Raw genomic sequence first — 22,565 nt, forward strand, 5'->3', positions numbered from 1 at the left:
GTTTTCGTGGTCGTCCATGACTAACAAACAACGCGGGCCGGGAAGCGACGAGTGGCGCGGGATGACGCCACAGGACCGCGGCCTCACGACGCCGATGGTCGACGACGTGTTCGATGCGCTGTCGGACTGGCGACGGCGGGCGGTGTGCCGCTATCTCGCGACGTGTGACGCGGGCGGAGTCGAGGTATCGACGCTCGCCACAGCGATTTCGAAGCGGGCACAAGCCAGCGACGTTCCGGAAGCGGAGGCATCTGCTGCGGCTATCGAGCGCACGTTGACCGAAACGCATCTGCCAGTCCTTCACCGTCTCGGCATCGTCGACTTCGACGAACGGAGCCAGTCAGTTCGCTACTGGGAGTCGCCCACCGTCGAGAAGTGGGCGGAACACGCACAGAGTGTCACCGACCGAACCGAGTTCTGACCGACACACCCTTTTCGCGGCCGCTCGACCCACCGCTATGGACCTCCCAGCGGTCGGTCTCGGGACGATGGGCGTCGCTGACTCGGCGGCCATCGAGACGGCCATCGAGGCCGGGTACCGACACCTCGATACGGCACAGATTTACGAGAACGAACGCGTGGTCGGCGACGGCATCGCCGCGGCCGACACCGACCGCGAGGCGCTGACCGTCGCCACGAAACTGTGGATAGACCGTCTCGCGGCCGACGACGTTCGACCCGGGACCGAAGCGAGCCTCGACCGCTTGGGCCTCGACTCGGTCGACCTGCTGTACGTCCACCGCCCGCGCGGCGGCTACGACGCCGAAACCACGCTCCCGGCACTCGAAGCGGTCCGCGACGACGGCTTGACCGACGCCGTCGGCCTCTCGAACTTCGAACCAGCCCAACTCGACGCCGCCCGCGAGTACCTCGACGACATCGCCGCCCATCAGGTCGAGTTCCACCCCTACTTCTGGCGAGAGGCGCTCCTCGCCGACGCCCAGCGACACGGCTACCCGCTGGTCGCGTACTCGCCGCTCGCTGGCGGACAGGTGTTCGACGACCCCACGATACGGGCCGTCGCCGAGAAGCACGACACGACGGCCGCCGCCGTCAGCATCGCGTGGGTTCTCTCCCACGACAACGTCATCACCATCCCGAAAGCCTCCTCGCGCGCGCACCTCGAAGCGAACCTCGCGGCGGCCGCCCTCGAACTCGACGCCGAGGACATCGAACGAATCGACGGTATCGAGCGCGAAGAAGAACTGTTTCCGGAGTAATCAGCGTCCGGGCGACGCTACGGCGAAAGTCGCTGCCGGTCCTGCGAGACTCACTCCACTCGCCTCGCTGGCTCCCACCGTCTTCGTCAGGGACTCAGACGTTGCCGGTCTCGCGGGAACGCCGTTGGACTCTCTCTGTTCGTCCAACGAGCCCCCGCTCGACACCGTGCGGTGTCGCCGCTCGCGTGTCGCCCCGCTCCCGCTCGCCTCTCCGAGGTCGCTCCCACGAGGTCACGACCTCGCCTACGGCGACAACCGCTGCCGGTCTCGCGGGAACAGCACCGCTTCCCGGATGTTGCCGAGGCCGAGCATCGTCATGACGAGGCGCTCGCCGCCGAGGCCCCATCCGGCGTGGGGCGGCATGCCGTACTTGAACATCTTCGTGTAGTACTCGAACGCCTCGGGGTCGAGGCCCTGCTGTTCGAACCCGGCGACGAGGTGGTCGTAGCGGTGTTCACGCTGCCCGCCGGAGACGAGTTCCATCGACGGGTGCATCATGTCGAAGCCGGTGGAAATCTCCTCGTCGTCGTCGTGGTCCTTGATGTAGAACGGCTTGATTTCGCTTGGCCAGTCCGTGATGAAGTAGTGTTCGCCGACTTCCTGGCCGAGGACGTGTTCGGCCTCCGTCGAGAGGTCGTCGCCCCAGACGAGCGGTTCGTCGAGTTCGCCGGTGGCGTTGATTTTGTCGATGGCCTCCTGATAGCTCAGGCGGGGGAACTCGCCCTCGGGGGCCTCGAACTCGTCTTGCAGGTCCAGCGCTTCGAGTTGGTCCTGACAGTTCTCGGCGACGCCTTCGTAGGCGGCCTTGACGACGTGTTCGCAGGCGTCCATCGCCTCGGTGTGGTCGTAGAAGGCCGACTCGAAGTCGATGGACGTCGCTTCGTTCAGGTGCCGCGGCGTGTTGTGCTCCTCGGCGCGGAAGATGGGGCCGATTTCGAAGACGCGTTCGAGGCCGGACCCGACCATCAGCTGTTTGAACAGCTGCGGGCTCTGGTTCATGAACGCCTCGCGGCCGAAGTACGTGATGGGGAACAGTTCGGTGCCGCCTTCGGTCCCCGTGGCGACGATTTTCGGCGTGTTGATTTCGGTGCACTGGAGGTCGCGGAAGGCCTCGCGGACCGAGCGCAGGACTTCGGCGCGAATCTCGAAGATGGCCTTCACGTCGTCCTTTCGGAGGTCGAGCGTGCGGTTGTCGAGTCGCGTCGGGAGTTCGGCGTCGACCTTCCCGGAGGGGTCGAGCGGCAGTTCCGGGTCGGCCTCGGAGATGACCTCGACGCTCTCGGGCGTGACTTCGACGCCGGTGGGTGCGCGCGGTTCTTCCTCCACGTCGCCGCTGACCGAGATGACGGACTCGCGGTGGACGTTCAGCCCCGTCTCCACGAGGTCTTCGTCCATCTCGTCTTTCTCGAATTTGACCTGAATCTTCCCCGTGGTGTCTCGCAGGATGAGGAAGGCGATGCCACCGAGGTCCCGAATCTCGTGGACCCAGCCAGCGACGGTGACCGTGTCGCCGGGTTCGGCGTCCGCTGTGTAGGTTCGGTCGTCCATACAGGGCCGTTTGCCGGGACGGACTTAAACTCCGTTTATTCGGATTCGGCGGCGTCGAGCCAGCGTGTGAGCCAGTCACGATGGACGGCGAGGGCGTCCTCGCCGGTGCGCTCGGGGTAGTGCGGGCGCGTCACCGTGCCGGTCGAGTCGACGGCGGCGCTGACCACGGCGGCGAGTCGGTAGGCGACGGGTGCCTCCGGGAGCGGTCGAACCGACGCGTATCCCGTTCGGAACGCCCTCACGAGCGGTTCCGCGTCGACGCCGTACCAGTGAGCGACGAGGTGTTCGGCCTTGGCGACCGACAGCGCGGGGTCGGCCGCCCGCGGCGCACCCCAGTCGAGGACGGCGGCGAGGCGGCCGTCGGCGACCACGGCGTTCCCCGGCCGGAGGTCCCACGGGAACAGTCGCGGCGGTCGCGTCTCCTCGGGCGGCCGAAGCGCCGAATCGAGTGCGGGTCGGAGGCTGTCGAACGCCGAGGGGAGCGCCGCGAGCGCCGCATCCGTGGACGCGCGGAATTCCTCGCTGGGCGTCCGTCCGGCGGCGACGAGCGCCCCCGTCTCGTCGACCGACAGCGGCCCGGCCGACTCGAACGGAAACGCCGCGTGGAGTTCGGCGAGAATCGCGCCGAATCGGCGAGCGATGGCCTCCCGTCGCGTTGGCGGGAGGTCGACGAACGCCGCGTGGAGGTCCACACCGCCGACGTACTCGGTGACGAGGTAGCCGCGGTCCCCGAGTTCGCCGTGTGCGAGCAGGTGCGGGACCGGCACGCTCGTCCGGTGGTCGATAGCGCTCAGCAGGTTCGCTTCGGTGTGGATTGCCGTCGGGTCGTCGGCCAGTTGGACGACGACGGCCGGGCGGTCCGAGTAGCGGGCGACGGCGGTTTGCTTGTGGTTGCCCTGTCTGGGCCGGTCGATTCGCTCCGGCGCTCGCTCCGGGAGGACGCGGCGGAGGACTGCCTCGGCGGGCGTCACGGTCGCTCGCCGCCACCGGCGTCCAGTACGCCCGCCAACTCGTCCGGACGGTCGAAGACGAACTCGGGACGATACCCGTCCGTGTCGCCGGGCGTTCGGGGACACCACGCCGCTTGCAGGCCCGCGCCGTGTGCGCCCGCCACGTCGTAGCCCAGCGAGTCGCCGACGTACAGCGTCCGCTCCGGGTCGACGCCGAGGGTCTCACAGACCGTCTCGAACGGTTCGGGATGGGGCTTGCGCCGCGGGAGGTCGCCTGCGTAACACACCGTTCCGACGCGGGCGGCGAGGGCGAGCGTCTCGATTTTCGGCCGCTGACGGCTCGCCGGGCCGTTCGTCAAGACGGCGACCGGACCGGCCTCGCGCGCGGCGTCGAGAGCCGTTTCGGCCCCTTCGCGAAAGGCGACGGCCCCGCGGTCGACGGCGTCCAGCAGGCCCGCCGCGAGGTCGTCGGCGGGAACGCGCTTGTGTCCGTGCTGGGCGGCGAGTCGCCGGAACCCGGCGGCGAGGTAGTGCTGTTCGCCCGACGGGTCCGGCGGGCCGTCGAGCGCCGCCCACAGGTCGCCGACGGCCCCGAACGGTTCGTAGTCGACCGCCTCGAAGGCCGCAGAAAACAACGTCTCCTCGTCCTGTGTGGACTCACAGAGCGTCCCGTCGAGGTCGAAGACGACGGCACGTATCTCGGGCATGGGCGAGGTAGGCGCTCCGGCGAGAAAAGGAGGCGGGCGCCTGCTACTCGCTGGCGGCGGCGGCCTTCGCGTCGAGTGCGCCCTCGACCGTCTCGCGGACGGCGTCGACGCCCTCGTCGTGGACGAGGTCACCGACGACGATGGTGTCGGCGTGCTGCGCCATCGTGCGAGCGGAGTCGTAGTCGTGGATGCCGCCGCCGTAGAAGATGGTGGCGTCGTCGACGGCGTCGGCGGCCGCGGCGACTTTCTCGGTGTCGCCGAGCATCCCCGAGTATTCGACGTAGACGATTTCCTGTCCCAGCAGGTGTTCGGCGGCCTCGGCGTAGGCGGCCACCTCCTCCGCATCGAGGTCGCAGTTGGCCTGCGTGTAGGTGGCGACCGAGGCGTCCGGGTTCATCACGATGTACGCCTCGGTGAAGGTCCGCGACCAGTCGATTTCGTCGTCGATGCGAATCCACTCCTTGTGGGCACCCGTAATCCACGTCACGTCGCCCGCGTTCATCACGACGGGGATGAGGTAGCCGTCGTGGCGGTCGCTGTGGACCACGGAGGCGGGGTTCGAGGGTTCGATGTAGACGGGGATGTCGTACTTTCCGCAGGCGTCGACGACCCGTTTCATCTTCTCCTCGGTCATGCCGGTGGTCCCGCCGACTTCGATGGCGTCGGTGCCGGTCGCGGCCACGTCCTCGAACGTCTCGCCGTCGACCAGCGTCTTGTCGGGGTCGATTTTGACGATGTGATTCCAATCCGCCCAGTCGCTCATACCGCTTTGACTTTTGCGTGAGGGCATAACGCCTTCGGATGGCGGAACGTCGTCGGGCGAGCGGCGACGCGCGGTCTCTCGGTCGAACCTCTCCGCTCGTGGCGTGACCGCCACGGCTTACTCGCTGGCCGACGAGGGTCGTCTCGTGCACCAACTCACCACCGTCGACGAGGTTCACGAGTCGGGGTCGTATCTGTTCACCGCGACGGGTCCCTACGGTGACGCCGAGGAAGTCGTCGTCGTCCCCTGCGAGGACGGCGTCGAAGCGTGGGTAAACCGCTGTACCCACGAGGACCAGCGCTTCGACACGGGCCGCGGCGTCCCGATGCGCGAGGGGCAACTCATCTGTCCGCGTCACGGGTCGCTGTTCGACGCGTGCGAGGGCGACTGCGACAACGGGGAGGCCGCTGGGACGACGCTTCCGGGCGTCGACATCGCCGAGCGCCACGGGACGGTGTTCCTCATCGACGACGACTACGCGTTCGACCACGAGGGCGGCGTCGACGACGACGACGGGCCGAGTTCCACGTCGCACCTCCAGTTGTAGTCCGGACGAAACACTGAATCTCCCGACGGTCCAGCGGACGGTATGCACGGCGAAGTCACGGCCATCCACCTCGCGCGCGATTCGGGCGGCACGGTCGAACCCGCCGAGAGCGCCGACGCCGTCGCCGGACGGGGCCTCCGCGGCGACCGGTACTTCCGCGACCAGGGGACCTTCGACGACCGCTCGGGGAGCGACCTCACGCTCATCGAGGCGGAAGCGCTTTCGGCCGTCGAAGACGACTACGGCGTCTCCATCGGGGCGGGAGAACACCGGCGCAACGTCACCACCGAGGGCGTGGCGCTGAACCACCTCGTCGGCAAGCGATTCGCCGTCGGCGGCGCCGTCTGCGTCGGCGAGGAACTGTGCGAACCCTGCGCGTACCTCGAAGACTTGCTGGACGAAGCGGGCGTCCGCGAAGCGCTGGTCCACCGCGGCGGCCTGCGGGCGCGCATCGTCGAGAGCGGGACTATCGCGACAGGTGACGCCGTCGAGACGGCGTCGGTGTAGCCTCACGGCGGTCGCTCGAAGCATATTTGCTCGCTCGGACGAACTAGCGGTAATGACCGCCACCCGAGTCGGCACGCTACTCACACAGGCGGAACTGGCGTCGTGGGCCGAGAGCGGTGACGCGCCGGAGTGGGTCGCGGCCCACTGGCACACGTTCCGCGAGGGGTTGCTCGGCGAGCGTAACGGGTCGCCGTTCCCCTGCTTCTTCGGCGCGGAATCCGTCGCGCAGGGCGACCCGCTGTACACCGTCGTCCCGTCGCTGACCCGAACGGACGCGCTGCTGTCCTTTCGGGATACGCTGGCCACGTATCTCGACCGGTACGAGGACCACAGCGACCGCGCGTCGCTCGTGACGTTCTTCCGGCCGCCCGACCGCCATCTCTCGGAGGCTGAGTACCACGACACGCTGTGGCACATCTTGCAGTTCCTCCATCTCCACGACCCCGAACCGTGGCCCGAGGACATCCCGACGGACCCGGACGACCCCTACTGGGAGTTCTCCTTCGCGGGCGTCCCGATGTTCCCGACCTGCCGCGCCCCGTTCTACGACGACCGCAAGAGTCGGTACTGCCCCATCGGACTGGAGATAACGTTCCAACCGCGCGCCCTGTTCGAGAGCCTCGGCGTGACCGGCGACACCGAGGCCGGACAGCACGCCCGCGAGGTGATTCAGGACCGACTGGTCGACTACGACGGCGTCTGCCCGCACGCCGACCTCGGGGACTGGGGCGTCGAGGGCGACCGGGAGTGGCCCCAGTACATGCTCGCCGCCGACGAATCGCAGGCCCCCGACGAGTGCCCGATGACCGTCTCCCGCGAGCACCCGAAGTTCGACCCGCGGTTCGACCCCGGCGTGGGTGCGCTCGCGGCGGAGAAGTGACGATGGCGCTCCCGGACGACGCCGTCCTCCTCCTGGTGGACTTTCAGCGGGGATTCGAGGCGGACGGGTGGGGCGAGCGCAACAACCCCGACGCCGAAGCGACGGCGCTGGAACTGCTGGCCGCGTGGCGCGAGGCCGACCGCCCTGTCGTCCACGTCCGTCACGACTCGACGGAACCCGACTCGCCGCTCCGCGGCGACGGACCGGGGTTCGCGTTCAAAGACGGCTTCGACTCCCACGAGAGCGAACCCGAGTTCGTCAAGCGCGTCAACGGCGCGTTCGTGGGGACCGAACTGGAGGGATGGCTCCGCGACCGGGGCTACACGACGCTCGTGGTCTGCGGCCTCACGACGGACCACTGCGTCTCGACGACGACGCGGATGGCGGAGAATCGCGGCTTCGACGTGGTCGTCGTCGCCGACGCCACCGCGACGTTCGACCGCACGCTCGACGGCGAGCGGTTCGACCCCGAGACGGTCCACCGGACGGCGCTGGCGCATTTACAGGGGGAGTTCGCGGCGATTCGGACGGCCGGGGAACTGCGTGAGGCAATCGGCGACGAATCTTAGGCCTGCAACTCTGATTGCCAGTCTCGCACCTGTCCGGCGCTGACGCCCTGCACTTCGCTGGCGACGGTGTCGGGGTCGGCGTCGCGCAGGGAGTCCAGCGAGTCGACGCCCGCGGCTTCGAGTTTCTCGGCCGTCGCAGAGCCGATACCCGAGAGGTCCTCTAAGTCCTGGACGGCGTTGCGGGCCTGATACTCGGCGAAGTTGCAGATGGGACAGCCCAGTTCCCACGGGTCGTCGCTGTCGGGGTCGACTACGAGTTCGGGGAGGCCGTGCTCCTCGCAGAACTCGTCGGTGACCTCGATGTCGCCGTTGCGGGGCAGCGGCAGGGAGTAGTCGCAGTCGGGGTAGCGCGTACACCCGACGAGCCGAGAGCCGGAGCGGAGGTGTTTGATGGCGAGTTCGCCGCCCTCGTCCTCGCCACACTCTGGACACGGGCCGATGACCTCGTCGTCGCTCTCGTCGGCCTTCTCGGCCTCACAGCGGGGACACCCGTGGACGAAGGTGTCGCGTCCGGCGAGCATCTTCACGTGGTGCATGTCGTGGTCCTCGCATTTCTCGTCCAAGACGAGCGGTTCGCCCGTCGACGGGAGCGGGAGCGTGTTCCGGCACTCCGGGAAGCCGTCACACCCGACGAAGTACGACCCCTGTCGGGAGCGCCGGACGAGCATGCTCTCGCCGCAGTCGGGACACGGGCCGAGCGTCTTGTCGGCCTTCAGCGACTCCTGGAGGTGGTCGCCGATTTCCTCGCTGGAGTCGCGCAGTTCCTCGAACACCTGCTGGAGCATCTCGCGGGACTCGTCGGCCACTTCCTCCAGCGTGGCCTCGCCGTTGGCGATGCGGGTCATGTCCGCTTCCAGTTGCGCGGTCATCTCGTCGCTGACCACGCGGTCGGCGAACTCCTCTGCGGCCTCGACGACGGCGTTGGCGAGCGCCGTCGGCCGGGGCGGGTCGCCCTCGATGTAGCCGCGGTCGTACAGCTTTTCGAGGGTGTTGTGACGGGTCGCCTTCGTCCCGAGGCCGCGGTCCTCCATCGTCTCGATGAGCCGCGACTGGCCGTAGCGGCGGGGTGGCTGGGTCTGTTTGGCCTCCAGTCGAACTTCGTCGATGGCGAGTTCCTCGCCCTCCTCCACGTCGGGGACGTGGTTCTCGCTGGCGCTGGAGTACGGATAGACGGCGTGGTAGCCGGGGTCGACGAGGCGCTTGCCGTTGGCCTTCAGCGAGCGACCGCCCGCCTCGCTGACGACGCGCAGGCGCTCCCACGTCGCCGCCTCGGCGACGGTGGCGAAGAAGCGCCGGACGACGAGTTCGTAAATCTCCCACTCGTCCTCGGAGAGCTTCGCCTTCGAGGGAATCTCTCCGGTCGGGTGAATCGGCGGGTGGTCGGTCGTCTCTTCGTCGCCCTCGGTGGCGACGATGTCGTCCTGTTCGAGCAGGGACTCGGCGTCCTCACCGAAGTCGGGCGACCCGACGAACTCGTCCAAGAGAGCGTCCTCTTCCAAATCCTCGGGGTAGACCGTGTTGTCGGTCCGGGGGTAGGTCATGTAGCCAGCCGTGTACAGTTCCTCGGCGATGGACATCGCTCGCTGGGCGGAGTATCCCAGCGAACTGGCCGCGGAGATGAAGGCCGTCGTGTTGAACGGCGTCGGCGGGCTATCGGTTCGGGTCCGACGGCGGACGCTGGTGACCGTGGCGGCGTCGACGCTCGTCAGGTCGGCGTAGGCGGCGTCGGCGTCGGCCTCGTTCCAGACGCGTTCGGCCTCGCTGCCGTCGTCGTCGTAGAAGTACTGGGCCTCGAACGAGGACCCGTTCTTCCCGAGGTCGGCGAATATCTCCCAGTAGTCCTCGGGGTCGAACGCCTCGATTTCGCGCTCGCGGTCGACGATGAGTTTCAGCGTCGGCGACTGGACCCGACCGACCGAGATGAAGTCGTCGCCCAACTGGCGGGCCGACAGCGAGAGGAAGCGCGTCAGCGCCGCGCCCCACACGAGGTCGATGATTTGGCGGGCCTCCCCCGCGGCCGCCAAGTCGAAGTCCACGTCCTCGGGTTCGGAAAAGGCGTTTCGCACCTCGCGCTCGGTAATCGAGGAGAACCGGACCCGCGAGACGGGGATGTCCGTCTCCTCGCGGATGAGTTCGTACGCCTCCTTCCCGATGAGTTCGCCCTCGCGGTCGTAGTCAGTCGCGATGACGGCCTCGTCGGCCCGGCGGGCGAGTTGCTTGAGCGTCGTGACTATGTTCTCTTGGGTCGGTTCCTTCGTCACCTCGGCGCTGATGAGTTCGACCGGTTCGACGTCGCGCCAGTCGTTGTACTCCGGCGGGAAGTCGACGCCGACGACGTGGCCCGAGAGGCCGACGACGCGGGTGTTGCCCCACCGGTAGACGTTGACGCCGTTTCGTCGCTCGGCCGACGCGCTCCCCTCCGAGAGGATTTCGGCGATGCGGCGGGCGGCGTTGTCCTTCTCCGTGATGATTAGCTCCACCGGACACCACCTGTTGCAGTCATTGGGGGTCGCTACGCTCGGAGATGTCCTAAAGACTTTCGGCGAACCGACACACAGCGCGGGTGTGCGGGCGCTAGCGGGCGTCTGCGGACGGTCGCGAGCACACGCGCGTAGGTGTCGAAAACGGTCGGTATCGGCTCAGTCGGCCCGACGACGCCGCCCCAATCGGTCGCTCGTGCGGACGAACCGATACCCCGCGACGCCGAGTTCCGCCAGGAGCCATCCGGCGACGAGTAGCCCCGCAAGCATCGCGTAGAGGAGGTCCCATCCACTCATCCACACCGGGCGGAGCCACGGCGCGTAGTGGCCCCAGAGCGTTCCGAGTTCGCTACCGACCGCGGACAGGGGGGTGCCAGCCACCGTGGCCTCGATGAACGACCCGACATCGACGCGGTCGTTGCCGCCCGCGGTGAGGCCCGCGCTCCCGGTAATTTCGTACGTGCCGGTCGCGTTCTGCTCGCGGATGGTCGGGCCGTTGGACCCGTCACCGTGGGCGACCCGTTCGGCGTCGTAGGGTCCCCACGTCGCGTAGTACTCCCAGACGATTTCACCGGTCGGCGTCACCTCGATGACCCGGTGGTTCAGCGTGTCCGTGATGAGCGTGTTGCCGTTCGGGAGGCGGTCGGCGTCCCGGGGCCAGTTCAGCGAGTTGGACCCGACCTCCCACGTCTTCGTCCACGTGCCGTTGGTGCGGGCATACTCGACGATGCGGTTGTTGTGGCTGTCGGCGACGAGTATCGTCGGCGTGCCGTCCTCGCCGACGAGGTAGTCGGGGTTGTGTTGCTCGTTGAGGACGCTGTGGTTGTCGTCCTCGCCGAGTCGCATATCGATGGCCTTCGTCGACCGGTTGATGAGCAACACTTGGTCGAAGTTCCGCGGCGAGAGGAGGAACTGGTCGTCGCCGACGGCGTCCACGTCGTTGCTGTGGCTCCAGTCGGCGTTCATCCCGCCGTCTAAGTCGGTGTCGACGTGGTTCCGATAGCGCCAGCGCCACGTGACCGAATCGGTCGTGAGGTTGTAGACCACGATTTCGTCGTTGGACACCTGCTGGCTCTCGTTCCACGCCCGCATGTGCGAGATGACCAGCGCGGTGTCGTTCAGCATATCGATGTCGTGGGTGTCCTCGTAGGGGAGCAACCGCTCCCACTCGCGGGTCCGCGTCTCGGGGTCGAGTTCGTAGACGAGGGTGTTACCCGAGCGCGGCGAGACGACGAGGAAGTTCCCGTTCGGCAGGGGGTCGACGTCGAAGAACCACGCGTTCGCCCCCTCTCTGCTCTCGTAGGTCCAGTTCAACTCGCCGCGTTCGTCCAGCGCCACGAGTCGCGCGGGCTTCTTGGGGTTCGTATTCCCGTCGAAGGTGTAGCCCTGCGTACTCACGACCGTCGTCCCGTTCGCGGCGTCGGTGACGGTCCCGCGCTGAAGCGACTCGCCGTCGCTCGGTTCGTACGTCAGCGCGCCGACGACTGACGGCGTGAGAAGCGCGAGAACGAGCAGTAACACCGCACCGCGGGCGAGCGTTCGCCGAGAGGGACGACCGGAAAGCACACTCGAACTGCGAGTGTCACACGATTAAACGCTTCGAGACTTTCCGCCCGACTGCAGTGGGGTGTTCGGTCGGCGACGGCAACCGCGAGCGGATTGGCGACCGCCGCACAGGACCGCCCCGGAGTCCGATGCCCTCATAGTGTCGACGGCCAACGTTCAGCTATGGACAACCGGACCGTGACGGCGCTCCGCGTCGCCGCCGCCGCCCTCGTCTTCTCGACGGCGGCGTTCCACCTCTGGTGGGGGCTTCCCCGGAGCATCGTCTACTTCCAGGCCTACGGCCTCTCTCCAGCGGGGGGCATCGTCCCGGACCCGCGGCCGTACCTCTTCGTCGTCTTCGCGGTGCTCCTGCTGTCCGGCCCCTATCTCGTGACGCGTCGCGTGGTCAGCCTCCGTACCGCCTATCTCGCCGGGATGACCTTACTCACGCTCTCGATAGCCGCATGGGTCTTCTGGCACGCGACCGACCACGGCGCGTTTCTGCTCGGCGGGGCCGAGGCGGCGTCGTCGGCCGGGAGCGGCCACACGCACGGCCAACAGAGCACGGTGTTCCTCATCCTCGACCACTTCGACACCGAACCCGTCGAGTCGGCCATCAAGACGATAGAGGCGCTCGGCGTCGCCATCTTCGTAACGCTCCTGTGGAGAGACCCCGCGATCCTGCCGGGCGACGGGCGGACTCACTCCGAATCGAGGGACGCGACGGAGAACTGACCACCCGCGTTTTTCGCGGCCAGGTTCGCGCGGAGCGCACCGCTCCCGGGAAAAACGTGAGGGAAAAAAGGCGCAGACCCGTCACCGCTTCGTCCGCGTGAAATCGCGCCCCAGGCGCGGTATGCTACTCCTCCAGCGCCTCTCGCAACATCCCGTTGACCTCGCCGGGGTCGGCGCTCCCCCCAGTTTTCTGCATCACCTGACCGACGAGGAAGTTCAGCGCGCCGCCCTCGCCGCTGTGGTAGTCCTCGACGGCGTCGGGATTTTCGTCGATAGCTTCCGCGACGGCCTGCTGGACCTCGTCGCCGGACGTCTTGCCGAGACCTTCGCGCTCGACGACGGTATCGGGGTCGTCGCCCTCGTCGAGCATGTCCCGCAGAACCGTCTCGCGGGCGTTCTTCGCCGTAATCTCGTCGTCGTCGACGAGTTCGACCAGTCGCGTGACCTCGTCGAAGCGGTCGGCGACATCCGTAATCTCCATGTCGCGGTAGTTCAGTTCGCCGAGGAGGTTGTCGGCGACCCACGTCGCCGCGAGGTCGGCGTCGAACTGCTCGGCCACGTCCTCGAAGAAGTCCGCGACCTGTTTCGTGCTGGTGAGTTTCGAGGCGGCCTCCTCGCTCAGGCCGTACTCGGCGACGAACCGTTCGCGGCGGGCGTCGGGCAGTTCCGGGATGGCGATTTCGTCCTTCCAACTGGAAACCCGGAGCGGCGGGATGTCGGCCTCGCGGAAGTAGCGGTAGTCCTTCTCCTCCTCTTTCGAGCGCATCGAGACGGTGTTGCCGTGCGTCTCGTTGAAGTGGCGCGTCTCCTGTTCGACGGCGCGGCCCGACTGGATGAGTTTGCGCTGGCGCGACGCCTCGAACGCGAGGGCCTGCTCTGCGCCCTTGTGGCTGGAGATGTTCTTGACTTCGGTGCGGTTCGCGTCCTCCAGCACGTCGCCGTCGATGTGGCCGTCGTCGCCCACTTCGTCGGCGTCGACCATCGAGAGGTTCGCGTCGATGCGGAGACTGCCGTCGCGGGTCGCGTCGAACACGCCGAGGTATTCGAGGACTTCTTCGAGTTTTTCGAGGAAGGCGCGCACCTCGCTCGGGTCGCGGAAGTCCGGTTCCGTCACGATTTCCATCAGGGGCGTGCCCGCGCGATTGTAGTCGATGAGCGTGTAGTCGGCGCGGTCGATGGAACAGGTCCGCGATTCGAGCGGCCCGGTCCCGTCGCGGACGTGCTTGATGGACCCGGGGTCTTCCTCTAAGTGCGCGCGGCGGATATCGATGGCGCGTCGCTCGCTCTCGACGGCGAACTCCAGTTCGCCGTCCTGACAGATGGGGGCGTCGTACTGCGTGACCTGGAAGTTCTTGGGCAGGTCGGGGTAGTAGTAGTTCTTCCGGTGGAACGTCGTCTCCGCGGGGATGTCGGCGTCGATGGCCTTCCCGATTTTCACGGCGGCCTCGACGGCCCCTTCGTTGACGACCGGGAGCGCACCGGGAAGGCCGAGGCAGACCGGACAGGTGTGCGTGTTCGGTTCCTCGGTCGGTTCGGTGGAGCACCCGCAGAATATCTTCGTCTCCGTCTCCAGTTGGACGTGGACCTCCAACCCGATGACGGCCGCGAGTTCGCGGGACTCGGCGGCTTGCGCAGTCATTACCCGCCGTTCGGCGTCCGCTGGCTAAAGGCTAACGACCCCCGGCCGTCGTCTCGCTGGCCTCCCGCGAGTATCGAACGCGGGAGGCGTTGCGGCAGTCGACCGTCTGTGAGCAACCAATAAGTATCAGCTTCGTTGTGAATGTCTGACGTAGGTATAAGTGTGCGCGAGTGATGATTTGTCGGTATGTGCGGCAACCGCGTCGAGGAACTCGAAGCGCAGGTCAAGGAACTGCAAGCATCGGTCGAGGGGCTGACTGACGAACTCGTCGAGTGTAAGGTTCGACTCCGCGAACTGGAGAACACCGTCGACGACGAAAGTGGATTCGGGGCCGACGCCCCGTCTCCGGCCGCTGCAGAGGTGGCGGAGACACCCGACACCGAGGCCGAGAGTCAGGACGACGGCGAGGACGAGATTCTGACGCCCGGTGCCGACACATCTAACACGGAGGCTGCCGACGACACGGACAAGGAGGCCGAGGCCGCGTCCGAGTCAGAGTCCGAATCCGACGACGACTCTGGGTCGGACATCATCGTCGCGTAGCGAGACGGCCCACGACCGTATGCACATAAAAGAGCTCGTCCTCGACAATTTCAAGAGTTTCGGCCGGAAGACTCGGATTCCGTTCTACGAAGATTTCACTACCATCAGCGGCCCGAACGGGTCGGGCAAGTCCAACATCATCGACGCCGTCCTGTTCGCGTTGGGACTCGCTCGAACCTCGGGCATCCGCGCCGAGAAACTGACGGACCTCATCTACAACCCGGGCCACGCCGACGAGGACGTGGACGTTTCCGGCGACCGACAGGCCAGCGTCGAGGTCATCCTCGCCAACGACGACCGGACCGTCGGCCGAGCGCAGGTGGTCAACGCCGCCGGGACCGAAGACGTCGGCGACGTGGACGAAATCTCCATCAAGCGTCGCGTCAAGGAGACCGAGGACAACTACTACTCCTACTACTACATCAACGGTCGCTCGGTCAACCTCTCGGACATTCAGGACTTGCTCGCGCAGGCGGGCGTCACGCCGGAAGGATACAACGTCGTCATGCAGGGTGACGTGACCGAAATCATCAACATGACCGCGGGGTCGCGTCGCGAGATTATCGACGAGATAGCCGGGGTCGCCCAGTTCGACCAGAAGAAGGCCGACGCCTTCGACGAACTGGAAATCGTCGAGGAGCGAATCGACGAGGCGGAACTCCGTATGGAGGAGAAGCAGGACCGCCTCGACCAACTCGAAGACGAACGCGAGACGGCCTTGGAGTATCAGTCGCTCCGCGACGAACGCGAGGAGTACGAAGGCTACCGCAAGGCCGCCGAACTCGAAGACAAGCGGGAGGAACTCGACGCCGTCGAGGACCGCATCGCCGACCTCGAATCGGAACTCCGGGACCTCCAGCAGGAACTCGACGAGCGCCAGGGGAAGGTCATCCGACTGGAGGACGAACTCCACGAACTCAATCAGGAGATAGAGCGCAAGGGGGAGGACGAACAACTCGCCATCAAACGCGACATCGAGGAGATAAAGGGCGACATCTCGCGACTCGAAGACAAGATAGAGACGGCCGAGGAGTCCGTCGAGGCCGCCGAGAACGAGCGCCGACAGGCGTTCGTCCAAATCGACCGCAAGCAGGAGACCATCGACGACCTCGAAACCGACATCCGCGAGACGAAGGTCGCCAAATCGAACGTCAAGGCCGACGTGGCGAGCAAGGAGTCCGAACTCGCCGAGGTCCAACAGCGAATCGACGACATCGGCGAGGAGTTCGAGGAGATAAAGGACGAACTCGAAGCGAAACGCGACCGCCTCGAACAGTTGAAGAGCGAACGCAACGACCTCCAGCGAGAGCAGGACCGCCTGCTCGACGAGGCCCGCCGACGCTCCAACGAAGAGGACGAAAAGCGGGCGGCCATCGAGGAGGCCGAGGCGGAGATTCCCGACCTCGAAGCCGACATCGAGGACTTAGAGCGCGAACTGGAGAAGGCCCAGAAGAACAAGGCGACCATCGGCGAGGTGGTCGACGACCTGCGAGCGGAGAAACGGGAACTCCAGTCGGACTTGGACGACCTCGAAGACGAGATAAGCGCCAAACAGCAGGAGTACGCCCAACTCGAAGCGAAGGCCGGACAGGACGGCGACTCCTCGTACGGCCGCGCGGTGACGGCCATCCTGAACGCCGACCGCGAGGGCGTCCACGGGACCGTCGGCCAGTTGGGCGGTGTCGACCCCGAGTACGCCACGGCCTGTGAGACGGCCGCCGGGGGACGACTCGCCCACGTCGTCGTCGACGACGACGGCGTCGGCCAGTCCTGCATCGAGTACCTGAAAGCGCGCAACGCGGGTCGGGCGACGTTCCTGCCGATTACGCAGATGCAGAACCGCTCGCTCCCGTCGCTGCCGACCGCCGACGGCGTCGTCGACTTCGCGTACAACCTCGTCGACTTCGACCCCGAGTACGCGGGCGTGTTCGCCTACGTCCTCGGCGACACCGTCGTCGTCGACGAGATGGACACCGCCCGCGACCTGATGGGCAAGTACCGGATGGTGACGCTGGACGGTGACCTCGTGGAGAAGTCCGGCGCGATGACCGGCGGGTCGTCCTCGGGGACGCGCTACTCCTTCTCCGGCGGGGCCGGGAAACTCGAACGGGTCGCGAAACGCATCAACGACCTCGAAGACGAACGCGCCGACGTTCGGTCGGACCTGCGCGACGTGGAGGAGCGCCTCGACGACGCGCGCGACCGGGAATCGGACGCGACCGAACAGGTCCGGGACATCGAGACGAGCATCGAGCGCAAGGAGACCGCACTAGAGGACGCGAAAGAGCGCATCTCGAACCTGGAGGCGGACCTCGACGACATCGCGACCGACCGCGAGGAGGTCGCCGACGAGATGGACGAGTTGGAGGCCGACATCGAGGCCAAGAACGACGCCATCACCGAGGTCGAAACCGACATCGAGGCCCTCGAAGCGGAGGTGCAGGACTCCGAACTGCCCGCGCTCACCGACGAACGAGAGTCCATTCGCGAGGACATCGACGCGCTGGAGGACCGCCTCGACGACCTCGACGCCGAACTGAACGAACTCCAACTCGAAAAGCAGTACGCCGAGGACGCTATCGAGGGCCTGCACGACGACATCGAGGCCGCACAGAACCGCAAGGCCGAGAAGGAAGAACGCATCGCCGACCTCGAAGACCGAATCGAGGCGAAGCGCGAACAGAAAGTCGAGAAAGAACAGGAGGTCGCCGACCTCGAAGACGAACTCGCGGACCTCAAAAGCGAGCGCGAGGACCTCCGTGAGTCCGTGCAGGCGGCCAAGGAGGCCCGCGACGAACAGCGCTCGAAGGTCGCCGACGTGGAACGTGACCTGGAAGACGAACGCGAGGACGAGGAGCGCCTCTCGTGGGAAATCGACGAACTCGAAGCGCAGGTCGACGACTACGACCCCGAGGAGGTCCCGGACCACGACACTGTCGAGGCCGAAATCGAGCGCCTCACCGGCGAGATGGAGGCCTTAGAGCCGGTCAACATGCGGGCCATCGACGAGTACGACCGCGTCGCGGACGACCTCGCGGACCTCGAAGAGCAGATGGCGACCTTGGTCGAGGAGGCCGAGGGCATCCGGGACCGCATCGACAGCTACGAGGCCCGGAAGAAGGAGACGTTCATGGAGTCGTTCGACGCCATCAACGAGCAGTTTCAGGACATCTTCGAACGCCTCTCGAACGGCACGGGGCACCTCCATCTGGAGGACGAGGACGACCCGTTCGACGGCGGCCTGACGATGAAGGCCCAACCCGGCGACAAACCCATCCAACGGTTGGCGGCGATGTCCGGCGGGGAGAAGTCCCTGACGGCGCTGGCGTTCATCTTCGCCATCCAGCGGCACAACCCCGCGCCGTTCTACGCGCTGGACGAAGTCGACGCGTTCCTCGACGCGAAGAACGCCGACCTCGTGGGCGAGATGGTCGACGAACTCGCGGGTGACGCGCAGTTCGTGGTCGTTTCGCACCGCTCGGCCCTGTTGGAGCGGTCCGAACGCGCTATCGGCGTGATGATGCAGGGTAACAACGTGAGTTCGGTGACCGGTATCGACCTCTCCGGGGACAGTTCGGAGGACGAGGAAGTGGTGGCCGATGACTAGCGAGGGGCGCGCGGAGCGCGGTCCTCGGATGCGAGCGGTGGAGGCCGCGAGCAAGGCGACTACCGGGGTGAGTCGCCGTGACTGACGACGACATCCCGCTGGACATCACCGGCCACGAGGACAGAGAGCGGCCCGGCGGGTCGATGGACGGCGACTCGCCGTTCGGGGGCGAGGCGGCCGACACCGAGGACGTGGAACTCCTCGACGACGAGTCGGCGGCCGACGCGCCCGAGGACGAGCAAGACGCCGACGAGGAACCGGCCGAACCCGTCGAGGTGCTGGTCCAACTGGCCGACGACGGGGAAATCGACCCGTGGGACATCGACGTGGTGCAGGTCACGGACAAGTTTCTCGCGCGCATCGACGAGGGCGACCTGCGGACCGGCGGCCGGGCGCTGTTCTACGCTTCGGTCCTGATTCGGATGAAGAGCGACGCGATGCTCGGCGAGGACGAACCCGAGGAACCCCCGGCCGAACCGTGGGAGCAGGCGATGACCGACGACGCGCCCATCGAGGACCCCGACCCGTTCGGCGCGCTCGAATCGGAGATGGACCGCCGTCTCGAACGCCGCCGCGCCCGCGGGATGCCCCAGACGCTGGACGAACTCGTCCGGGACCTGCGGGACGCCGAACGGGACTCGTGGTGGAAGGAATCCCGCGAGTACGACACCAGCGACTCGCCGAAGGGCTTCCAGCGCGGCACGCAGGAACTGGACTACCGCGGGGCCGACGACATGCGACTGGACGACGAACCCTCGGCCGCGGACGTGACGGGCACGGCCCACGCCGAGCAGATAGACGAGGTCATCGAGGACGTGTACGCGGCCGTCCGCGAGCAGTACGAGAAGGGCCGCGACGAAGTCCTCTACCGCGAGGTGGAGACGGCCGGTGGTTCGCGGGTCGAGACGTTCCTCGGCCTGCTCTTTCTGGCCCACCGCGGCCGGGTCCGCCTCCAGCAGGACGATTTGTTCGGCGACCTGTGGATACAGGACCCCAACGCCGTGAGCGGGTCCGAGGAAGCCGTCGCGGACTGAGTTCTCGCGCCGACGCGGCGAACAGGTTCAAACGGGTCGAGTCCCTAGTATAAGTGATGGCCCAGCAGTCGTTGCCGACGGACCTCCCGCACCCCGAACGACTCGCCGACGCCTTTCGGGTCTACGAGGTGGACACCACTCCCGAGGACGGGGTACGGTACTACGGTGAACCGGTGACGGAGTCCCAGCAAGTCCTCCGGCGGGTCGCACCCCGCTTTCGCAAGCGCGGGTATCGGGTCCGCCTCCAGCGCGAGATGGGCGAACACGTCCTCGTCGCCACCGAGCGCTCGCTGGGCGTCGACGGCGTGCCGTGGACGAACGTCGCGTTGGCGCTGGCGACGCTGCTCTCGACGCTGTTCGCGGGCAGTCGGTGGTACGGTCTCTCCGTCGTGGACGACCCGGCGGCGATACTCCAGGCGTGGCCCTTCGCGGCCGCCGTCCTCGGTATCCTCGCCGTTCACGAGTTCGGCCACTACGCGCTGAGTCGCTACCACGAGGTGCAGGCGAGTCTCCCCTATTTCATCCCGCTCCCCCTGAACGTCATCGGGACGCTCGGGGCGGTCATCCGGATGGACGACAACATCCCCGACCGACGGGCACTGTTCGACATCGGCGTGGCCGGGCCGCTGGCGGGACTCGCGGCCACGATAGCGGTCACCGCTGTCGGCGTCTCGCTGGACCCGATTCGCGTCACGGGCGGCGTCGCCACGCAAATCGAACTGGGCTACCCGCTCCTGATTCGCGGTATCGCCGCGATTCTCGGCGAACAGGTCGTCTACGCCGACCCGACGCTGATTCCGAATCCGGTCGTCATCGGGGCGTGGGTCGGCGCGTTCGTCACGTTCCTGAATCTCCTGCCGGTGGGACAACTGGACGGCGCGCACATCACCCGCTCGCTGCTGGGCGACCGAACCGCGACGGTCCAGACGGCCGTCCCGTTCGCCCTGTTCGCGCTGGCGGGCTACCTCGTCGTCTTCGAGAGCGGGCGGGCCGCCGCGCTGTGGGGCTTCTGGGGCGTCCTGACGCTCTTGCTCGGACGGGCGGGGACGGCGACGCCGTTGGACGAGACGCCCCTCGGTCCGAAGCGGCAGGCCGTCGGTGTGTTGACGCTCGTGCTCGGGTTGCTGTGTTTCGTCCCGGTCCCCATCGCCATCACGCTCTAGATGCCGTACGGGTCGTAGGTCGGCCGGGAATCTCCCTCGGGGTCGATGTCGTAGCGGTCGTACCACTCGTCGAGCACCGCGTCGGCGGCGTCGGTGAACAGGACGGCGACGCCGAACGGCCGGGAGTAGCCGTCGGAATCGGGCGCGTCGGGGTCGAGAAAGAGCGCGTCGGCAACCGATTTCCGAATCGTCGGCAGGTCGGTGAGCGTCGGTTCCATCGGGAGGAGACCGGTGAGGACGCTCGGGACGAACGACCCGCCGGGCAGCGGTGAGCGCGGTTGGACGTGGAGTTCGGCGACGGGGATGCCGTCTTCTTCGAGCGTGGTCGTCGCGGGGCGCTGCATTCCCTCGGTCCACAACTCCTCGGCGCGGGCGGGCATCTCGGCGCCGACGGCGAAGTGCATCCGGACGCCGTCGACGCGGTTCAGCGACTGGATTGACCACGCTTCCTCGGCGTCGTCGGGATTGCCGGCCAGCGTCGCGTCTACGAGGTCGCCGGTACGGAGTGCGTCCACGTCGGCCTGCCGGTCGCCGTAGCCCGACTGATACACGGTGTAGAGGCGCGTCGCGTCGGTGTCGAAGAAGTTGACGTGGGGCACGTCCTCGACGACGCGATAGACCCGGAACCGACCGGTGCGCTGTTCCATGGGGTCGGTAGCGGGGCGGACGGTAAGACTCCGCGGGTTCCGGTCGCACTACGTCACGAGTCGGAGCCACGCCCGCAGGCAGTCGCCGCTACAGTAGTGGTGGTGCTGTCGCGGGCCGCCGCCGGTGTCGCGCACGTCGGCGACGACGTGCCAGCGGTCGTCGTAGACGTGGCCGCCGCAGACCAGACAGTCCCGGACCGTCTCGTCGTCGGGCAGTCGACCGACGGAGATTGCGTCGACGTAGTAGCGGCCGCCGAGGTGGTACGGCGTCGGGAGGTCCATCGAACGCGCCTACGGGAGCCACCGGTATCGACCTTTGGTCACGGGGAAACACAGAGATACGTGGAGCGTGAACACGGGCGTATGAGCGAGTCAGCGGGCGTGCCCGAACCGGACGCGGAACAGTTGCGCTTGGCCGTCGAGCGCCTCTTGGACGAGACGGTCGACCGGGAGGAGGCGCTGGCCGTCTCCGTCGAGGACCTCGAAGTCGACGTACCCATCCGCTTTGGCGACGACTCGCCGCGCGCGAAGTGGCGGTTCGACGGCGACGTGACAGTCACCGTCGACGGGATTCGGGGGCCGCTGAGAGAGTGGTTCGACCTCCACGAACAGCGACCGGTCGAGGGCGACGACTAGAACTCCTCGACGTGGGGCCGGAGGTCCAGTTCGAGCGTCCACGCCGAGCGGTCCTGTTCGACGAGGTGCCAGTACGACGCGGCGATGTCGTCCGGGTCTAAGTACGTCTCCTCGCCGCGGCCGGGGTCGGTCTCTCCGGACTCGGACGGCAGGATTTGGCCGTCGACGACGACGTGGGCGACGTGAATCCCCTCCGGGCCGAGTTCGCGGGCCATCGACTCGGCCATCCCGCGGACGGCGAACTTCGCGGCGCTGAATCCGATAGCGCCGCCCCGGCCGCGGACGGCCGAAGTCGCCCCGGTGAAGACGACGGTGCCGCCGTCGCCCGCCAGCATGTCCGAGACGGCTTCCTGCGAGCAGTGGAGGCCGCCCTCGACGCCGACGGCGAGGGCCGACTCGAACTCCGCGTGCGAGATGTCCGTGAGTCCCTTCCACGCGCCGCCGCTGGCGTTGACGACGAGAACGTCGACCGGACCGAACGCGTCCCGAACTGCTTCGAACCCGGCGGCGACCGCCTCGCGGTCGGTGATGTCCGTCGGGACGGCGACGGCGTTCTCGCCGAGTTCGGCCGCGAGGGCGTCGATGTAGGCGTCTGTGCGGGCAAAGAGCGCGACCTGACACCCTTCGGTGACGAATTTGCGGGCGAGCGACGCACCGAGACCGGGACCGACGCCAGCGATAACTGCGGTTCGTGACATGTGGGGACATACGGCTTCCACTGGGAAGAGTGTGCTATTTTGTTACCAGATTGGAAAGAACTATGGATTGTAGAGTTGTATGCTAGCACAGCTCATGACTCCGACAAAGATACGCGAACGGCTCGAAGAGTCCGAGGACCGCGTCGA

At 67.0% G+C, this 22,565-nt stretch carries 22 protein-coding genes; 12 read left to right on the top strand and 10 right to left on the bottom strand.

Annotated elements, in window-relative coordinates:
* Window positions 1-16 precede the first annotated feature (16 nt).
* Both NJQ44_RS05205 and NJQ44_RS05210 read left to right on the top strand, forming a co-directional pair.
* Entirely contained in the window at window positions 17-421 is a 405-nt protein-coding gene (locus NJQ44_RS05205) for a DUF7344 domain-containing protein (protein WP_254273622.1), read from the top strand.
* Window positions 422-458: 37 nt separating this feature from the next.
* On the top strand, window positions 459-1,220 hold the full coding sequence (locus NJQ44_RS05210; protein ID WP_254273623.1) for an aldo/keto reductase: 762 nt from the start codon (window positions 459-461) through the stop codon (window positions 1,218-1,220).
* A 243-nt stretch (window positions 1,221-1,463) separates the two neighbouring features.
* Here the strand turns inward: NJQ44_RS05210 and aspS are convergent, their stop codons facing one another.
* Genes aspS through NJQ44_RS05230 form a run of 4 tightly spaced genes read right to left on the bottom strand, consistent with a single transcriptional unit; the run spans window position 1,464 to window position 5,188 of the window.
* Window positions 1,464-2,768, bottom strand: a complete 1,305-nt coding sequence (aspS, locus tag NJQ44_RS05215; protein ID WP_254273624.1) for an aspartate--tRNA(Asn) ligase — start codon at window positions 2,766-2,768, stop codon at window positions 1,464-1,466.
* A gap of 35 nt (window positions 2,769-2,803) precedes the next feature.
* Window positions 2,804-3,739: a phosphotransferase family protein gene (locus NJQ44_RS05220; RefSeq protein ID WP_254273625.1), complete on the bottom strand. Its 936-nt coding sequence runs from the start codon at window positions 3,737-3,739 to the stop codon at window positions 2,804-2,806.
* The gene (locus NJQ44_RS05225; RefSeq protein ID WP_254273626.1) at window positions 3,736-4,425 is read right to left on the bottom strand and encodes an HAD family hydrolase; all 690 of its coding nucleotides are present in this window, start codon (window positions 4,423-4,425) and stop codon (window positions 3,736-3,738) included. Before NJQ44_RS05225 ends, NJQ44_RS05220 begins: the two co-directional genes overlap by 4 nt.
* A 43-nt stretch (window positions 4,426-4,468) precedes the next feature.
* Window positions 4,469-5,188: a phosphoglycerol geranylgeranyltransferase gene (locus NJQ44_RS05230; RefSeq protein ID WP_254273627.1), complete on the bottom strand. Its 720-nt coding sequence runs from the start codon at window positions 5,186-5,188 to the stop codon at window positions 4,469-4,471.
* A 145-nt stretch (window positions 5,189-5,333) separates the two neighbouring features.
* On the opposite strand from NJQ44_RS05230, the gene NJQ44_RS05235 reads away from it, so the two are divergent.
* The 4 genes from NJQ44_RS05235 to NJQ44_RS05250 are packed head-to-tail and all read left to right on the top strand — an operon-like array spanning window position 5,334 to window position 7,691.
* The gene (locus NJQ44_RS05235; RefSeq protein WP_254274312.1) at window positions 5,334-5,735 is read left to right on the top strand and encodes a Rieske (2Fe-2S) protein; all 402 of its coding nucleotides are present in this window, start codon (window positions 5,334-5,336) and stop codon (window positions 5,733-5,735) included.
* Between the two features lie 42 nt (window positions 5,736-5,777).
* The gene (locus tag NJQ44_RS05240; RefSeq protein ID WP_254273628.1) at window positions 5,778-6,242 is read left to right on the top strand and encodes an MOSC domain-containing protein; all 465 of its coding nucleotides are present in this window, start codon (window positions 5,778-5,780) and stop codon (window positions 6,240-6,242) included.
* A gap of 52 nt (window positions 6,243-6,294) precedes the next feature.
* Entirely contained in the window at window positions 6,295-7,122 is an 828-nt protein-coding gene (locus tag NJQ44_RS05245; RefSeq protein WP_254273629.1) for a YqcI/YcgG family protein, read from the top strand.
* Between the two features lie 2 nt (window positions 7,123-7,124).
* Window positions 7,125-7,691 carry a cysteine hydrolase family protein gene (locus NJQ44_RS05250; RefSeq protein ID WP_254273630.1) on the top strand — a complete coding sequence of 189 codons (567 nt, stop codon included), beginning with the start codon at window positions 7,125-7,127 and terminating at the stop codon, window positions 7,689-7,691.
* Here NJQ44_RS05250 and NJQ44_RS05255 read toward each other — a convergent pair.
* Window positions 7,688-10,171, bottom strand: a complete 2,484-nt coding sequence (locus NJQ44_RS05255) for a DNA topoisomerase I (RefSeq protein WP_254273631.1) — start codon at window positions 10,169-10,171, stop codon at window positions 7,688-7,690. The two genes, NJQ44_RS05250 and NJQ44_RS05255, sit on opposite strands and share 4 nt — an antisense overlap.
* A gap of 159 nt (window positions 10,172-10,330) precedes the next feature.
* Window positions 10,331-11,737 (bottom strand): aryl-sulfate sulfotransferase, encoded by a 1,407-nt coding sequence (locus NJQ44_RS05260; protein WP_254273632.1) that lies wholly within the window; start codon window positions 11,735-11,737, stop codon window positions 10,331-10,333.
* 162 nt (window positions 11,738-11,899) lie between these two features.
* Between NJQ44_RS05260 and NJQ44_RS05265 the strand changes: the two genes are divergently transcribed.
* On the top strand, window positions 11,900-12,451 hold the full coding sequence (locus NJQ44_RS05265) for a hypothetical protein (protein ID WP_254273633.1): 552 nt from the start codon (window positions 11,900-11,902) through the stop codon (window positions 12,449-12,451).
* A 124-nt stretch (window positions 12,452-12,575) separates the two neighbouring features.
* Here the strand turns inward: NJQ44_RS05265 and gatB are convergent, their stop codons facing one another.
* Entirely contained in the window at window positions 12,576-14,090 is a 1,515-nt protein-coding gene (gene gatB, locus NJQ44_RS05270; RefSeq protein WP_254273634.1) for an Asp-tRNA(Asn)/Glu-tRNA(Gln) amidotransferase subunit GatB, read from the bottom strand.
* 186 nt (window positions 14,091-14,276) lie between these two features.
* On the opposite strand from gatB, the gene NJQ44_RS05275 reads away from it, so the two are divergent.
* From NJQ44_RS05275 to NJQ44_RS05290, 4 genes are all read left to right on the top strand, one after another.
* On the top strand, window positions 14,277-14,633 hold the full coding sequence (locus NJQ44_RS05275) for a DUF7518 family protein (RefSeq protein ID WP_254273635.1): 357 nt from the start codon (window positions 14,277-14,279) through the stop codon (window positions 14,631-14,633).
* Window positions 14,634-14,652: 19 nt separating this feature from the next.
* Complete coding sequence (gene smc / locus NJQ44_RS05280) at window positions 14,653-18,240, top strand: chromosome segregation protein SMC (RefSeq protein WP_254273636.1); 3,588 nt, start codon at window positions 14,653-14,655, stop codon at window positions 18,238-18,240.
* Between the two features lie 77 nt (window positions 18,241-18,317).
* Entirely contained in the window at window positions 18,318-19,274 is a 957-nt protein-coding gene (locus NJQ44_RS05285; protein WP_254273637.1) for a segregation/condensation protein A, read from the top strand.
* 56 nt (window positions 19,275-19,330) lie between these two features.
* Entirely contained in the window at window positions 19,331-20,437 is a 1,107-nt protein-coding gene (locus NJQ44_RS05290; protein ID WP_254273638.1) for a site-2 protease family protein, read from the top strand.
* Here the strand turns inward: NJQ44_RS05290 and NJQ44_RS05295 are convergent.
* Both NJQ44_RS05295 and NJQ44_RS05300 read right to left on the bottom strand, forming a co-directional pair.
* Entirely contained in the window at window positions 20,434-21,084 is a 651-nt protein-coding gene (locus NJQ44_RS05295; RefSeq protein ID WP_254273639.1) for a DUF6663 family protein, read from the bottom strand. The two genes, NJQ44_RS05290 and NJQ44_RS05295, sit on opposite strands and share 4 nt — an antisense overlap.
* A 48-nt stretch (window positions 21,085-21,132) precedes the next feature.
* Complete coding sequence (locus NJQ44_RS05300; protein WP_254273640.1) at window positions 21,133-21,366, bottom strand: DUF7576 family protein; 234 nt, start codon at window positions 21,364-21,366, stop codon at window positions 21,133-21,135.
* An 81-nt stretch (window positions 21,367-21,447) separates the two neighbouring features.
* Here NJQ44_RS05300 and NJQ44_RS05305 point away from each other — a divergent pair, with 81 nt between their 5' ends.
* Window positions 21,448-21,720: a hypothetical protein gene (locus tag NJQ44_RS05305; protein WP_254273641.1), complete on the top strand. Its 273-nt coding sequence runs from the start codon at window positions 21,448-21,450 to the stop codon at window positions 21,718-21,720.
* Here NJQ44_RS05305 and NJQ44_RS05310 read toward each other — a convergent pair.
* On the bottom strand, window positions 21,717-22,418 hold the full coding sequence (locus NJQ44_RS05310; protein WP_254273642.1) for an SDR family NAD(P)-dependent oxidoreductase: 702 nt from the start codon (window positions 22,416-22,418) through the stop codon (window positions 21,717-21,719). The two genes, NJQ44_RS05305 and NJQ44_RS05310, sit on opposite strands and share 4 nt — an antisense overlap.
* Window positions 22,419-22,565: the final 147 nt, after the last annotated feature.

This window comes from Haloarcula marina, from assembly GCF_024218775.1.
Classification (GTDB): Archaea; Halobacteriota; Halobacteria; order Halobacteriales; family Haloarculaceae; genus Haloarcula; species Haloarcula marina.